The sequence below is a fragment of the Syntrophomonas sp. UBA1041 genome, from assembly GCF_002316705.1.
Taxonomy (GTDB): domain Bacteria; phylum Bacillota; class Syntrophomonadia; order Syntrophomonadales; family Syntrophomonadaceae; genus DTU019.
In genome coordinates this window covers 1-14,047 of record NZ_DCEA01000079.1, presented here as the reverse complement: position 1 = coordinate 14,047, position 14,047 = coordinate 1, and the positions used below count along the sequence as shown (strand labels likewise).

Genomic DNA, 14,047 nt, shown 5'->3' with positions numbered 1-14,047 from the left:
AGGGTTTCCACCTATTCGGGCGGCATGCGGCGCAGGCTCGACATTGCCATGAGCCTTATCGGAAAACCGCAGCTCATTTTCCTCGATGAGCCGACCACCGGACTTGACCCCGAGGCACGCATTGAGGTTTGGAAGGTTGTCAGAGAGCTTGCCGGGGGTGGCACGACGGTTTTTCTGACCACGCAGTATCTGGAGGAAGCCGAACAGCTTGCAGATCGAATTGCCATTCTGCATAAGGGTATGATTATTGCGAGCGGCACACTCGCGGAACTGAAAAAGCTGTTCCCGCCCGCAAAGGTTGAGTACATTGAAAAACAGCCCAGCTTGGAGGAAATATTTCTCGCAATCGTTGGCAAGAAGGAGGAAAAATGATGGAATCGGCAAATAAACACTTTTTCGGCGATATGGGCGTGATGCTTGGTCGTTCCCTGTGCCATATTTCCCGCAGTATGGACACCATTATCACAGTCACCATCATGCCAATCGCATTTATGCTGTTGTTCGTTTATGTGTTCGGCGGCGCCATTCAAACCGGCACGGACAACTATGTGAATTACCTGCTGCCCGGCATCCTGCTGATTGCGATTGCAAGCGGCATCGCCTATACGGCTTTCCGTCTGTTTATGGATAAGCAAAGCGGCATCTTTGAGCGTTTCCATTCCATGCCGATTGCGCGTTCGGCCGTGCTGTGGGGGCATGTGCTGACCTCGCTGGTATCCAACGCGATTTCGGTTGTCGTCATCATTCTCGTAGCGCTGATTATGGGCTTCCGCCCATCGGCAGGGATATTGTCATGGCTTGCCGTGGCTGGTATACTGGCGTTGTTTACGCTGGCCTTAACCTGGATCGCGGCGATTGCCGGACTGTCGGCCAAATCGGTAGACGGTGCATACGCCTTTTCCTATCCGATTATCTTCCTGCCATTTATCAGTTCGGCGTTTGTATCGACCGCATCGATGCCGCCGGTAGTTCGCGCCTTTGCCGAAAACCAACCGGTAACCTCAATCGTAGACGCGATCCGTGCGTTATTGTCTAATCAACCGGTGGGTAATGACATCTGGATTGCACTTGCGTGGTGCTTAGGTATAATGATCTCAGCATATCTGTTTGCGATGCAGGCATATAAACGGAAAGCGGCTTAAGGTTTGCAGGCGTTAAAATAGTAGTGACTAACAAAAACATCAAGTAAAGGGATGGTAGAGTGGGCGAATACTAATGGAAATTATTTACGGTATGCGGCAACAAAACACGGGTAAGATACGTCCAGCAAGTGATTGACCGGTTTTCTTTGAAAATTCATTTCTTCCATTTCAATTATAACATCTAAAAAATTGTAAATATAGACTGTTTGTTCCCATTTACTGTTGCTATAATGCAATGGCACGTTAATGCTATATAGAGGAGGGAAACGTATGAGTTCCTATATACTTGCTTTTCAGGATATTGACCGAACAAAACGCATGGTTGTTGGGGGCAAAGGCGCGAACCTGGGGGAACTTTCCAGGATTGAAGGAATACACGTACCGGATGGCTTTTGTATTTCTGCGGAAGCCTTTAAACGAATCATTGGAGAGACATCATTGATTAATGAATTACTTGATCAGTTATCGCTTCTTAAGGTGGAAGACCGGGATAAAATCGGTGAACTTAGCGGTGAGATTCGCAGGGTTATCGAAGGAATGGCTATCCCTGAAGACATTAGGGAAGAGATCGCCCGCCACCTCTCCCGGCTTGGAGAAAAAAATGCCTATGCCGTACGATCCAGCGCAACTGCAGAGGATTTACCAACGGTATCCTTTGCCGGTCAGCAGGACACGTATTTGAACATTATCGGTAAGGAGGCAATCCTAAAGCATATCAGCAAGTGCTGGGCCTCGCTGTTTACCGAGAGGGCGGTAATTTACCGCCTGCAAAACAACTTTGACCACCGTAAAGTCTACCTGTCTTTGCTTATTCAGAAGATGGTTTTCCCGCAGGCGGCAGGAATTATGTTTACTGCCGATCCCGTCACTTCTAATAGGAAGGTGTTATCCATTGATGCCAGCTTCGGACTTGGCGAGGCCCTGGTCTCCGGTCTGGTGAATGCCGATATCTATAAAGTGCGTAACGGCAAGGTTATCGATAAAAAAATATCCGCCAAGAAACTGGCTATTTATGCTTTGAAAGATGGCGGTACGAAAGAGCAGGAGACCCCGCCTGAGCAGCAGAACAGGCAAGTGCTGACGGATGAGCATATTTTGCAGCTTGAAGGCCTGGGAAGAAAGATCGAAGCACATTTCGGCTGCCCCCAGGACATCGAATGGTGTTTGGCTGATGATACATCAAAAGGGGACATTCCTCCTGGGGAGGCGTGTCCCCTGACCCTATTTATTGTCCAGAGCCGGCCCATCACTACTTTATACCCCATCCCTGAAGCGAATGATCAAGAAAATCACGTTTATGTATCTGTCGGCCACCAGCAAATGATGACTGACCCCATAAAACCATTGGGAATGTCGCTATTCCAGTTAACATCTTATGGCCCCCGGTTTAAAGCTGGCGGAAGGTTGTTTGTTGATGTTACCCCTATGCTGGCTTCACCTGACAGCAGAAAAAATTTATTAGATACCATGGGACAACACGATCCGCGCATAAAAGACGCACTCATGACCATAGTAGAGCGAGGCGATTTCAAAAAATCGCTGCCAAAGGGCAAGAAAGAACAGGGTTCCATTAAAAGCAAGGCAGGTATGTCTTGGGATTTTCTAGGCCAATTCGAAAACAATCCGACCATCGTTGCTGATTTGGTCAAGAGCAGTCAGACCTCGATAGAAGAGCTGAAACAAAACATCCAAACGAAATCAGGAGCGGATTTATTTGATTTTATCCTGGAAGATATCCAGCGATTAAAGAAGATTATATTTGACCCACAAAATATGGGTGTGATTATAACTACTATGAATGCTTCGTCATGGATCAATGAAAAAATGAAGGAGTGGTTGGGTGAAAAAAACGTAGCCGACACGCTTTCTCAATCCGCACCCAACAATATTACATCGGCAATGGGCCTGGCGCTACTCAATGTCGCGGATGTGATTCGTCCTTATCCGGAAGTAATTGATTACTTACAACAGGTAAATGATGATAACTTTTTGGATAAACTGGTTAAGCTTGATGGCGGGCAAGTTACCCTAGACGCTATCTATGCTTATCTCAACAAATACGGAATGCGATGCGCCGGAGAAATCGATATTACTAAAACTCGTTGGAGCGAGAAACCAATTGCGCTTATCCCCATTATTCTCAGCAACATCAAAAACTTTGCCCCTAATGCCAGCCAGCGGATATTTGCGCAAGGGCGTCAGGAAGCATTGAAAAAAGAACAAGAGATAATAGAACGATTGAAGCAATTACCGGATGGTGAACAAAAAGCCTATGAGACAAAACGAATGATCAGCCTAATGCGAAATTTCATCGGTTATCGTGAATATCCAAAATACGGCATGATTAATCGCTACTTCGTTTATAAGCAGGCTTTACTGAAAGAAGCCGAACAACTGGTTCAAGCGGGCGTTATTCATGACAAAGAAGATATATACTATCTCACCTTTGAAGAACTTCGCGAAGTCGTACGCACCAATAAACTGGATTATCAGATCATAAGCCTTAGGAAAGACGATTACAAATTATATGAAAAACTAATTCCCCCGCGGGTTATCACCTCTGATGGTGAAATCATTACCGGTGAGTACAAGCGAGAAAATCTCCCCGCGGAAGCTATTGCAGGTCTGCCTGTTTCATCCGGAGTAATAGAGGGACGGGCGCGTGTCATCTTAAACATGGAAGATGCGGTTTGGGAAGACGGAGATATATTAGTCACCTCTTTTACTGACCCTGGCTGGACACCATTGTTTGTATCCATAAAAGGATTAGTAACCGAAGTTGGCGGACTTAATACCCACGGAGCAGTTATTGCCCGCGAATATGGCTTACCAGCAGTGGCCGGAGTGGATAATGCCACCAAACTGATAAAAGACGGACAGAGAATTCGCGTACATGGAACAGAAGGCTATGTAGAAATCCTATGAAAGGTATAATAGGGAAGATGTTGCCTCCCTCCAAATTGCATATCCCGCTTCTCCAACCAGTCAATCTTCGTTACTTTCAGGATTGCTTTTAGGCGTGATTATTTTGCCCAATATTTCCTGGGAGATGAAAGTTAGTAAGAGCAGAATAAGTAAAAGCCACCACCCCACAGACATAAAAATATCCGCTGGCGACATTAACTGGTTATCAGTGTAATTCTCTTCCTATGGCTATAAACAAGTAGAATTTAGATAGGAATTTGCTTTTTCCATTTCAGTATAACATAGCATATTATTAGTAGGTTAAACATGCTTGAGCAAGGAAATGGGGTCAGGGTTTCATGATTTTGGGCAATGTATAGCAAGTGAGGGAAAGGCATCTTGCTGGTTTCATCAAAATTAAAGCAACTTTTTTATAGAATCAAACAAATTAAGTTATGGAACCCTAAATAAAAAATAAGGAATGGTGAAGAAAATATGACTTTACCTGATAAAGAACAGCGAAAAGCAAATAGACTCATTAGAGAAAAATCCCCTTATCTCTTACAACACGCCTATAACCCAGTTAATTGGTATGCATGGAGTCCGGAAGCCTTCCAGAAGGCCCAAAAAGAAGACAAACCTATCTTTTTGTCCATAGGCTATTCTTAGCCCTTTTGGGGCTAAATTATTAAAGAAATTGCAGGTACAATTTATTTACTTGTCATTGGTGTCATGTGATGGCCCATGAATCCTTTGCAGATCAGGCTGTAGCTGATTTATTAAACCAGAATTTTATCTCCATCAAGGTTGACCGGGAGGAGCGCCCGGATATTGATCACATTTATATGATGGCCTGTCAGGCTTTAACCGGGAGCGGGGGGTGGCCGCTGACCGTAATTATGGATGCGGATAAGAAGCCTTTTTATGTGGCTACTTATTTGCCCCGCAGCAGCCGGGGAAGTCTCTGGGGTTTGCTGGAACTGCTTCCCCGTGTTGTGGAACTCTGGAATAAGGAGCGGGAATCTTTGCGGCAAGCCGGGGAAGAGATTAGCCGGCATATAATCAAGCGGGATGCAAAACAAGCAGGCCAGCCCATAAGTGAGGAGCTTTTAAACCGGGCATTTAAGCAATATGCCCGGGCGTTTGATGCGGAATGGGGTGGTTTTGGGTCTGCTCCGAAATTCCCTATACCCCATAACCTGTTGTTCCTGTTACGCTACTACCATTTTAGGCATGAAGAGCAAGCCCTCGAAATGGTGGAGAAAACATTGCAAAGTATGTACCGGGGAGGTATTTACGATCATATTGGTTTTGGCTTTGCCCGGTACTCAACCGATCGTCAATGGCTGGTTCCCCATTTTGAAAAAATGCTCTATGATAATGCGTTGTTAGCCATGGCCTACCTGGAATGCTACCAGCTAACGACCAAAGAATTTTATGCGGGGGTAGCGCGGGATATTTTCAGCTATATCCTGCGAGATATGAGCAGCCCGGAAGGAGGCTTCTATTCTGCGGAAGATGCTGATTCCGAAGGTGAAGAGGGAAGATACTATTTATGGGATAAGGATGAAATAACGGAGATATTGGGTGAGCAAATCCAATCTTTGGCCCGGACCTACGATATTAGTCAAAAGGGGAATTTTCAAGGTAGGAATATACCCAATCTTACTCGAACGCCAAACTTTGAAGAGCCCCGCCAGGAATTTGCAGCCGCGCGGCAAAAATTGTTTAATTACCGGGAGAAAAGGATAAAGCCTTTAAAAGATGATAAAGTATTGATTGGCTGGAATGGTTTGATGATAGCCGCTTTAGCTATGGGAGCCCGCGTCCTGGGGGATGAAAGCTATCTGCAGGCAGCCCGCCGGGCAGCTGATTTTGTAAAAGAGAATTTGCGCCGGCCGGATGGCCGGCTTCTCGCTCGCTACCGGGAAGGAGAATCCGAATACCTGGCTTATGCAGCTGATTATGCATATTTTATCTGGGGTTTGATAGAACTCTATGAGGCTGGTTTTGATAGTCATTACCTGGCCCTGGCTCTAGAACTCAGCGAAGATCTAAATAAATATTTTGGGGATCAAAAAGAGGGAGGCTTTTTCTTTTATGGTTTGGATGCGGAGCAACTATTGGCCCGCCCCAAGGAAGGCTATGATGGAGCCATGCCCTCGTACAATGCTGTAGCAGCTCTTAATTTCATGCGTCTGGCCCGCCTAAGTTCCGACCTGAGTTGGCAGGAAAAAGCGCAACAGGCTATGGATTACTTTGCAGCAGAGATTCAGGAGTATCCAACTGCCCATTCTTTCTGGTTGCTGGCGGCCATCTTTCAGATATATCCGGGAAGTGAGGTTGTAGTGGCAGCTGAGTCGGAAAACCAGGCAACTTCGGAAATGTTAAAGTTGCTTAATTCTCGTTATGATCCCCATAGACTGATAATTTTAAATGAATCAAAAACTAGTGAAATATTGGGTTCCAGAGCTCCCTATTTGCAGCACATGCCTGGTATAGAGGGCAAGCTTACCGCCTATATATGCGAGAATTTTACCTGCCGGGAGCCATTGGTAGGAATGGATGAGCTGCTGGAATCAGGATATATTTAATAAGCGGAGATATAAGCGGAAATAGAATGATAGGGGTATCTATTGATGCCTGATTATTTTAAAATAGCTGCTTTATAAAACACCTTCCGAAATCTGAAAGGCAGGTGTTTTATTTTGGCTTTCCCCTTAAACGATATCGCCGGGTAATATTGTATTACTACCATTAATTAGCATAACACTACCCCCATTTTATCTAAAAATCTGCTAGTGCTAATTCCATAATTGCTATAATATTGATAAATGTAGGCATGGTGTGGCAGTTATTGATGTAAGGGAAAAATCTATAACGAGGTGAAATATGTCCCCCGCTTCTTTAAGGGGTCGGGCTCCTCTTAACAAAACGGGCGGCGGGTTCTAATCCCCGCCTCGTTGCAGCGCTGTGTTGAAACTGCTCCGCAGTTTCTTCCGATGCTTAATTTCCGTTTAAAAATGCTGGCAAAGAAGTGTTGCTGGTTTTATGGCCAACAGAAGTCTGGTGCTTTTGAAGCTTTTTTTGTCCTTTGGGGAGAAATAAGAGGAGGTATAAAAATGCGAATTAATCGATGCCTGGCAGGGTTGCTGCTTATATTTATAACTATCTTCAGCATTATTGTTGGAGGAGTGGCCCGGGCGGATTCAGACCCAAATACTACAGCACAACTACTAGCGATAGTAGAAAAGATGAGTATAGAAGAAAAAGTTGGGCAGATGTTTATGCCTGATTTTCGACAATGGAATGGTAAAAATGTATGTGAAATTAATGAAGAGATTGTTCAAGTTATACAGCAACATCATATCGGTGGAGTGATTCTTTTCCGGGAAAACCTGGTTGACACTGAGCAAACTGTACGCCTGGTAGATCAACTGCAGCGGGCGGCCGGTTCGATTCCTCTTTTGCTTAGTACTGACCAGGAGGGCGGGGTAGTAAACCGCCTGCAATCCGGGACAGTAATGCCGGGGAATATGGCCCTGGGAGCCACCGGTTCAACTGAATCCTGTCATCGCGTGGGTCAAGCAATTGGTGCAGAATTGCACGCGCTGGGAATAAATATAAACTTTGCTCCGGTAGTCGATGTTAATGTCAATCCTGATAACCCGGTTATCGGGGTGCGTTCCTTCGGATCTGACCCTCAGCTGGTTTCCGATCTAGGAGTATCTTATATACAGGGGCTTCATGATGCCGGAGTAGCCGCCACGGCCAAGCATTTCCCCGGCCACGGCGATACGGCTGTAGATTCCCACCTGGGGCTGCCATCGGTCCCGTATGACCGTTCACGTCTGGACGAGGTAGAGTTAAAGCCTTTCCAGACTGCTATAAACGCTGGGGTTGATCTTATTATGACAGCCCATGTAACTTTTCCAGCTATCGATTCATCAATGCTTATCTCTCGCTTGGATAATACCCCCATCTATGTGCCGGCAACTTTATCCGCTCCAGTGCTTACCGGATTAATCAGGAATACCCTGGGCTTTGAAGGAGTAGTTGTAACTGATTCCCTGCAAATGAAGGCCATTACTGATCACTTTGGTCCGGAGGATACTGTAATAAGAGCGGTTCAAGCTGGTACAGATATTATTTTGATGCCGTCCGATCTGAACCGTGCTTATCAAGCCATGCTGGCAGCAGTCAAAAATGGTGATATACCGGAAACTACGATTGATAAATCCGTGACCAGAATATTAGCTCTAAAGCTAAAACTAGGTGTGGTGGAAATTAATAACGGTAAACTGCAGCCCGGCATGGGTAGCCGGAATACGTGCCGGTGCGGAACTGATTGAATGGGACGGTCAGCCGGCAATTGATGCGGCAAGAGCTGTTTCTACTAAAGCTTATTGCAGCGATAAGGGACTGGCGTTATTACACATACCAGTCCCTTATCTGTAGAGGATTGTATTGATTGTGATAGATTATTTTATCGACCGGGCAATTTTCAATGCTTCCTCCGGTTCAAATCCTTTGCAGATCAATGAATAGCTTACCCCGTCCTTTTCCCACATTACATTGCTTTCTTCCAGGGCACCGGTTACGCCGCTGATATCTACCTCATCCACTTGCCCGCTGGTACCGTATGTGAACTGAGTATGTTCATTCATAACCCTTTCCCTTATGATTATATCTCTTCCCTTTCCCTTGAAGTAAAGATTGATGTAATCGCCGGAACCTTTGTATCCTACAACTTCTTTCAATTCATAACCATTCGGCAGATAGTCCGGGGCCTGTACTTTGAAACTGGCAATTTTTTGAGCTTCCTCGATGCTGGCGTATTTAACTTTATAATTTTCATCTTCTTTGGCACTGGCTGCCTCTTCCTTACGCAGCTGTTCTTTTTGCTCCTCGGTCAGTTCCTTCTTTTCGGCCGGTGCGGGATCATCCATCTGTATTACTGTACTGTACTTGCCCAGCTTGAGCATCTTGATAATATTGTCACCTACATTATCGGCTACCGCGGTAACAGTTCCTGGAAAAACCAGGGTCAGGGTCAGCATAAATATTAAGGCCAGACTTCCAAAAACGGTAACGGTCCGGTGTTGTTCAAATAGCTTTTTCATAATACCCTCCTTTTTATAGTCCTTAGAATCTTTTTCCCGGCAACGGCTTAAGAGTCTATTGCGCATTCTTGCCTGCGCAAGATTATCCCGGCTGAAATCTGTATCTTTAAGCCTGGCTATCAGTTGAAACAGCTGTTGCTCAACAATGTCTCCAGGTTGGGATGGGGTTTTCCCCTCCATAATCTCGTTTACTGACTGGTTAAAGAGTTCGGCCTGCTTATACTCGGTCATGATTCCCCTCCTTATTTGAAAGAATCTCCCGCAATTGGCGCAGGCTCGATAAACAATGATGCCCACATTGTTCTCGGAAAGTCCCAACAAACTAGCTATTTCGCGATTCTTCAAATTGGCTGCAAACCTCATGGCGATGATGTTGCGTTCTCTATCCCCAAGGGTAGCCAGTGCCGCTAGTAATTCATTATGAGTTTCGTTCCGGAGGCTTTTAGCCGACGGGAAACTGCTCGCGGTAGGCAGTCCTGATGAAATTCATGAGTTACCAGAATAATAGACGGCTTCTCATCGGCAGATAATCTCGCAAGCTGAATCATTAATTTGTGAGTATGAATCGCATCAAGGGATTTACCGGGTTCGTCAAGTATCATTATTGAACTCCATGTTCTCTATCATTGCCACGTTCTGGGCAATCAGATCATTGACTACGCCTGGGTCATTATTCCAGTAGTTCTGCATAGTTTGAACCACCCACCTGGTCCATATCTTTATTCCAACTCCCCCCAGGACTCCGGCGCAAGGTTACAGCGTGGTGATGGGGCAGAATATTATTATAAATTACCTTGACAGCCATAGTACTATTTATTATTATGTACTTAAAAAGAAAAAGTAGAGCTAACGACACAGTTTGCTATAAAAACAACAGGAAGGAAATGCGACAATGAAATTGAACAAGGCCGGTATGCGGTGGATACGCATTTTGCATATTTTTTCAGTAAGCATATGGTTTGGAACAGTAGTGTGTATATTGGGTTTGGTTATAATGTGCTTTTTCCAATTAAACAAAAATGACTTTTTAATTATCGCTCCATTAGTGCCGAAGCTGTATCAAAAAATAGTCATGCCAGCAGCCATATTTACGATAATTCAAGGAATTATCTATGGATTTTTCTCCAGTTGGGGCTTTTTTAAGTATAAGTGGGTTCTATTAAAGTGGATTTTCGTTCTGCTAATTATCCTGTGCACTGGCTTAGGAGGCATCAGTCAAATGGTCTCTGTACTTGCAAAGATAGAGGCTACGCATTTTTTGGGCGGATTTGCTGACGGTGGGCTTGTTCTGCTATTTGTTTCCTTGCAGATTCTGTTCATGCTTATCATGATTGTATTATCCGTTTTTAAGCCAAGGACATTTAAGCCTATTATCTTTCCCGAAGATCCGGGCTGTAATTTAAAAGCTTCTATTTAATTTTGATTAGATACCCTTTGAATCTGAGGAGGCACATTTTATAAAATGAGCAGCACCATTTCAAACGATCTTATTCGGGGCCATACCGATACCATTATCTTGAATGTCCTGCGCCAGGGGGACAGCTATGGGTATGAAATCTATAAAAAGATAATCGCCTTAAGCGGTCATCAATATGAACTAAAGGAAGCAACCCTCTACACTGCTTTTCGTCGTATGGAACAGGATCATTTGATAGCTTCCTATTGGGGAGATGAATCCCAGGGCGGCAGGCGGAAATATTACCGCATTACAACCAGAGGTAAGGAAGTATATCAGCAGAACATAGTAGATTGGAACTTTGCCAAGGAAGTTCTAGATATACTGATTAAGGGGGGGCTTGAAGATGTTCAAGAGCGATAATTCCATCAACACAAATAAGAAAATAACTACCTATATTGACAACCTGTTTTCTGAAGTTGGAGCCAGCCCGGCTTATATATGCGAGAATTTTACCTGCCGGGAGCCACTGGTAGGAATGGATGAGCTGCGGGAATCAGGATATATTTAATAAGCGGATAATTTGGGTGGATTAGATGCAATGGAGGACTAACTTATTCCAAGGTATAACATTATGGTCTTATGGATTTGTTCCCTTAACTCAGGGTTGTTGACTTTTCCGCAAACAGTTCCTAATCGCTCTTTGGATATTGAACGAATCTGGTGGGCCATGGCAATCGAATCCATATCTAAACCGCTTTCTCTTTGTGGCAAGCGTATCTCAGTCGGGTATATTTTTCTACCCGGTTTCATTGAAGTGATTGATAATACTGTTACAACTGGCAAAGCTCTGTTTACTGGTTCAGTAGATACAACCAGTACCGGACGAGTACCGGATTGTTCTGAACCTTTGGCAGGATCAAGGTTAACCCAGAATATATTCCATTGATATTCCTTTACCATAGAGAATCCCCTTCTCTATCAATAGCTTCGAAATCCCTCATGCTCTCGGTCAGGTCATTCATAAACATAGTATCGTTAATTGCTTCTTCCATAGTTTTCTGCAAGGTTTCTTGTTTTAGTATTTCCAAATATAGCTCAATGCCCTTGCGTACAATTGCATTTTTAGAGGGTTCAATCTTCTGCTGAACATACCAGGTCATTCTTTCAATTAAATCCTCGGGAAGATTAAAAGTAACTTGTTTATTCCTGTTCAGTTTAGATAACCTCGCTTTCTACTATGGTTTATTTATATTGTATTATATCACTAGCACTATCACAATATGCAATCAAATGGGTTTCGGACCCATAGGTCGTTTGGATTATGCGGCGCCGAAGCTTTAATGCCGGGCGGGCTTATAGTAAAATGGCCATCTGGTCAATCGCTTGATAAGAACAAGGAAATCCAGTTGGATAGCCGGAATGGGATTGGCGGGGTAAGCCCTTCTATACGGATACCGATGACCATGGAGAACGCTATTCGTGTCGCCAACGGTGAAGACGTGGAATTAGAGGAAGCAATTCGGATATTAAGTTCACTTGCGGAAAATAGTTAAAGGTATATGAAGGACGGTAAAAACTTACGTCTAATTTATCCCTGATAATACAAAAGATTTTGCTCTAAATCCGGATCCAGAGGAGCTCCGTTCTTAGTCAGCCGCGCGTAATTGGCCGTAAGAATCTTGATTTCACGATTGCGGAGGTTGTTCATGCGTGAAATCTGGGCGTTATAGAGAGGATGCTTCTCCAGGCTTTCCCTGATGGAGAGGGAAAAAGGGCAGTGCTGAAAGAGAATTTGCCGGGCCACTTTATTCAGGCGCAACAAGCCCCGGGCTTCGAAATTTATCCAGGTTTTATAATCGCTTGCGAATATTTCCCGGGTATTGTTGCGGTGTTTTTCAATCTGCAGCCGGAGTTTTTCTTTGGCCTCTTCAGTGAGATTCCGGTTCTTTTTGAAAAACTGAATGTAATCACTGTATTCCCCTATCAGTGAGTCTGATACACTGCTGGTTCTGACATAACTGGAGGTGCTGCGCGACAATTCCCAACGGAAATTAGCCATTATCTCCAGCAGAATGGTATCCAGGTTGTCGTTACAGAAAAGAGGCAAGACAAATCGCGCGGATGAGTTCCTCACCCGTCCGGTCAATTCCTGCCACATTACGCCGCGGGAACCTGGCGTTGGTACCAGAATATAATCAGGCCAGACCTGTTTCATAATGATATGCTTGTTTATGCCAATCTCCGGGTGGTGGTATACGATTTCCCGGTGAAAAACTGAATAGTCAACTTGCAGAATCCTTTCCACGCTTTCCCTAATTTTCTGAGGAGTAAGCAGACTTTTGGTAAAATCTTTTGGCAGGATAGCGGAATAAAGCACGGGGAAATAGCTGGCGCTGGAGCCATGACAAATTCGTTGACCGAGCTTAAATAGGTTTTCTATTTCATGTTGCAGCTTGCCGCTGGCATCATTATCATATTGTGGCTTATCGGTATCCCTCAGTTCTCCCCGTTTTTTCTTTTCGCGGAAAACTTCATTATAGTCATGGCCGAATTGATTTACCGAAGGCTCCTCATCCTGCTTATAAATGTTTACCAACCAGTTGTCAATGGTGTAAATTGCATCCTTTCTTCCAAAATCAATACTTTCGGCCAGTTGGTAAAGACTGTTGATTTGCTCAGGCAGCAAAAGTCTTTCATCCAGATAGCCAAAGCAAAGAAACATCTTCAACAGCGGATCAGAATAGCCTTCTGCGGCAACTTTCTTCAACACCGCCGTATATAGCTCAAAAAATACCGGGCTAACCTGCTCCCTTACCTTCCGAATCTTTTTATCGTTGGCATACTGCTGCTGCAAATGGCCAAAGCTATCCAAGCCCTGTTTAAGCTGTTCGGCTGAATTGCGGGATATCCCCCCAAAATGGATTATTTTTTCCAGGCTATTTTCGAGTTCAGCCGGGATGTTATTTGCTATCTTGCTTTTTTCCATATTTGCTTTCATATGCTGATTCACCTCTCAACTTAGCTAAAAGATGCCAGGTATTACTATACTACTTTTATACTAAATGAAATGGACGGATTCCAGTATCAGCTATATTTCCTATTTTTCGGGGTTATTTATCCTGGTAGAAAGGTCCCACAAGTCTTATGACACCTCAAATTGGGCAGCTTGCTGCTGTGCTTGTATGCTCCCAATAGCCTGGATTTGCAACGCAAGATGAATTTACCATTTGCCTATCCACCCTCCGGAATCACTTTTACTGGCAGAAGTGTGTTTCTTTTGATATAATAATAAGCTGAAAGAAAACTGGCAAAAGGTTGCAGTATTCTAGTCAACCCTATACAATTTCGAAGACGGGCCTAAAAATCCGTAAAGGGCACATCGATGAAGCTTCTGGTGCCGGCTTGTGACGCCCAGTCAGGGGTCGGTGCTGGGAGTTAAGAGTGCAGGGGCAATCCGCAACGGCATGCGGGCATGACCC

Annotated in this window: 13 protein-coding genes; 9 read left to right on the top strand and 4 right to left on the bottom strand. The window is 44.5% G+C overall.

Annotation, left to right across the window (positions count from 1 at the left end; translation table 11 throughout):
- From B2633_RS12135 to B2633_RS12110, 6 genes are all read left to right on the top strand, one after another.
- Positions 1-372, top strand: a 372-nt coding sequence (locus B2633_RS12135; protein ID WP_483170942.1) for an ATP-binding cassette domain-containing protein, incomplete at its 5' end; no start/stop codon positions are given.
- Entirely contained in the window at positions 372-1,142 is a 771-nt protein-coding gene (locus B2633_RS12130) for an ABC transporter permease (RefSeq protein WP_483170940.1), read from the top strand. The genes B2633_RS12135 and B2633_RS12130, both read left to right, overlap by 1 nt.
- 270 nt (positions 1,143-1,412) lie before the next feature.
- Complete coding sequence (ppsA, locus tag B2633_RS12125; protein WP_483170939.1) at positions 1,413-4,067, top strand: phosphoenolpyruvate synthase; 2,655 nt, start codon at positions 1,413-1,415, stop codon at positions 4,065-4,067.
- A 474-nt stretch (positions 4,068-4,541) separates the two neighbouring features.
- Positions 4,542-4,715 (top strand): DUF255 domain-containing protein, encoded by a 174-nt coding sequence (locus B2633_RS12120; RefSeq protein WP_153014734.1) that lies wholly within the window; start codon positions 4,542-4,544, stop codon positions 4,713-4,715.
- 68 nt (positions 4,716-4,783) lie between these two features.
- Positions 4,784-6,640: a thioredoxin domain-containing protein gene (locus tag B2633_RS12115; protein ID WP_153014733.1), complete on the top strand. Its 1,857-nt coding sequence runs from the start codon at positions 4,784-4,786 to the stop codon at positions 6,638-6,640.
- A 528-nt stretch (positions 6,641-7,168) separates the two neighbouring features.
- Positions 7,169-8,398, top strand: a complete 1,230-nt coding sequence (locus B2633_RS12110) for a glycoside hydrolase family 3 protein (RefSeq protein WP_061214951.1) — start codon at positions 7,169-7,171, stop codon at positions 8,396-8,398.
- A 129-nt stretch (positions 8,399-8,527) separates the two neighbouring features.
- Here B2633_RS12110 and B2633_RS12105 read toward each other — a convergent pair whose 3' ends face one another.
- Positions 8,528-9,400, bottom strand: coding sequence for a DUF4367 domain-containing protein (locus tag B2633_RS12105; protein ID WP_061214950.1), 873 nt, complete (start codon positions 9,398-9,400; stop codon positions 8,528-8,530).
- 661 nt (positions 9,401-10,061) lie between these two features.
- On the opposite strand from B2633_RS12105, the gene B2633_RS12100 reads away from it, so the two are divergent.
- Genes B2633_RS12100 through B2633_RS12090 form a run of 3 tightly spaced genes read left to right on the top strand, consistent with a single transcriptional unit; the run spans position 10,062 to position 11,136 of the window.
- Positions 10,062-10,586: a hypothetical protein gene (locus tag B2633_RS12100; RefSeq protein WP_061214948.1), complete on the top strand. Its 525-nt coding sequence runs from the start codon at positions 10,062-10,064 to the stop codon at positions 10,584-10,586.
- Positions 10,587-10,631: 45 nt separating this feature from the next.
- A complete protein-coding gene (locus B2633_RS12095) occupies positions 10,632-10,988 on the top strand; it encodes a PadR family transcriptional regulator (RefSeq protein WP_276623965.1) in 357 nt (118 codons plus the stop codon).
- The gene (locus tag B2633_RS12090) at positions 10,972-11,136 is read left to right on the top strand and encodes a hypothetical protein (RefSeq protein WP_483170938.1); all 165 of its coding nucleotides are present in this window, start codon (positions 10,972-10,974) and stop codon (positions 11,134-11,136) included. Before B2633_RS12095 ends, B2633_RS12090 begins: the two co-directional genes overlap by 17 nt.
- Before the next feature lie 38 nt (positions 11,137-11,174).
- On the opposite strand, the gene B2633_RS12085 is transcribed toward B2633_RS12090, so the two are convergent.
- The 3 genes from B2633_RS12085 to B2633_RS12075 form a co-directional block, all read right to left on the bottom strand.
- Complete coding sequence (locus B2633_RS12085) at positions 11,175-11,528, bottom strand: type II toxin-antitoxin system PemK/MazF family toxin (RefSeq protein ID WP_061214946.1); 354 nt, start codon at positions 11,526-11,528, stop codon at positions 11,175-11,177.
- Positions 11,522-11,728: a hypothetical protein gene (locus B2633_RS12080; RefSeq protein ID WP_061214945.1), complete on the bottom strand. Its 207-nt coding sequence runs from the start codon at positions 11,726-11,728 to the stop codon at positions 11,522-11,524. Before B2633_RS12080 ends, B2633_RS12085 begins: the two co-directional genes overlap by 7 nt.
- 428 nt (positions 11,729-12,156) lie before the next feature.
- Positions 12,157-13,566 carry a hypothetical protein gene (locus B2633_RS12075; protein ID WP_061214943.1) on the bottom strand — a complete coding sequence of 470 codons (1,410 nt, stop codon included), beginning with the start codon at positions 13,564-13,566 and terminating at the stop codon, positions 12,157-12,159.
- Positions 13,567-14,047: the final 481 nt, after the last annotated feature.

Bases quoted from the DNA above. Each gene is read 5' to 3' on its own strand.
- B2633_RS12130 (WP_483170940.1), top strand. From the start codon at position 372: ATGGAATCGGCAAATAAACACTTTTTCGGCGATATGGGCGTGATGCTT.
- ppsA (WP_483170939.1), top strand. From the start codon at position 1,413: ATGAGTTCCTATATACTTGCTTTTCAGGATATTGACCGAACAAAACGC.
- B2633_RS12120 (WP_153014734.1), top strand. From the start codon at position 4,542: ATGACTTTACCTGATAAAGAACAGCGAAAAGCAAATAGACTCATTAGA.
- B2633_RS12115 (WP_153014733.1), top strand. From the start codon at position 4,784: ATGGCCCATGAATCCTTTGCAGATCAGGCTGTAGCTGATTTATTAAAC.
- B2633_RS12110 (WP_061214951.1), top strand. From the start codon at position 7,169: ATGCGAATTAATCGATGCCTGGCAGGGTTGCTGCTTATATTTATAACT.
- B2633_RS12105 (WP_061214950.1), bottom strand. From the start codon at position 9,400: ATGACCGAGTATAAGCAGGCCGAACTCTTTAACCAGTCAGTAAACGAG.
- B2633_RS12100 (WP_061214948.1), top strand. From the start codon at position 10,062: ATGAAATTGAACAAGGCCGGTATGCGGTGGATACGCATTTTGCATATT.
- B2633_RS12095 (WP_276623965.1), top strand. From the start codon at position 10,632: ATGAGCAGCACCATTTCAAACGATCTTATTCGGGGCCATACCGATACC.
- B2633_RS12090 (WP_483170938.1), top strand. From the start codon at position 10,972: ATGTTCAAGAGCGATAATTCCATCAACACAAATAAGAAAATAACTACC.
- B2633_RS12085 (WP_061214946.1), bottom strand. From the start codon at position 11,528: ATGGTAAAGGAATATCAATGGAATATATTCTGGGTTAACCTTGATCCT.
- B2633_RS12080 (WP_061214945.1), bottom strand. From the start codon at position 11,728: ATGACCTGGTATGTTCAGCAGAAGATTGAACCCTCTAAAAATGCAATT.
- B2633_RS12075 (WP_061214943.1), bottom strand. From the start codon at position 13,566: ATGAAAGCAAATATGGAAAAAAGCAAGATAGCAAATAACATCCCGGCT.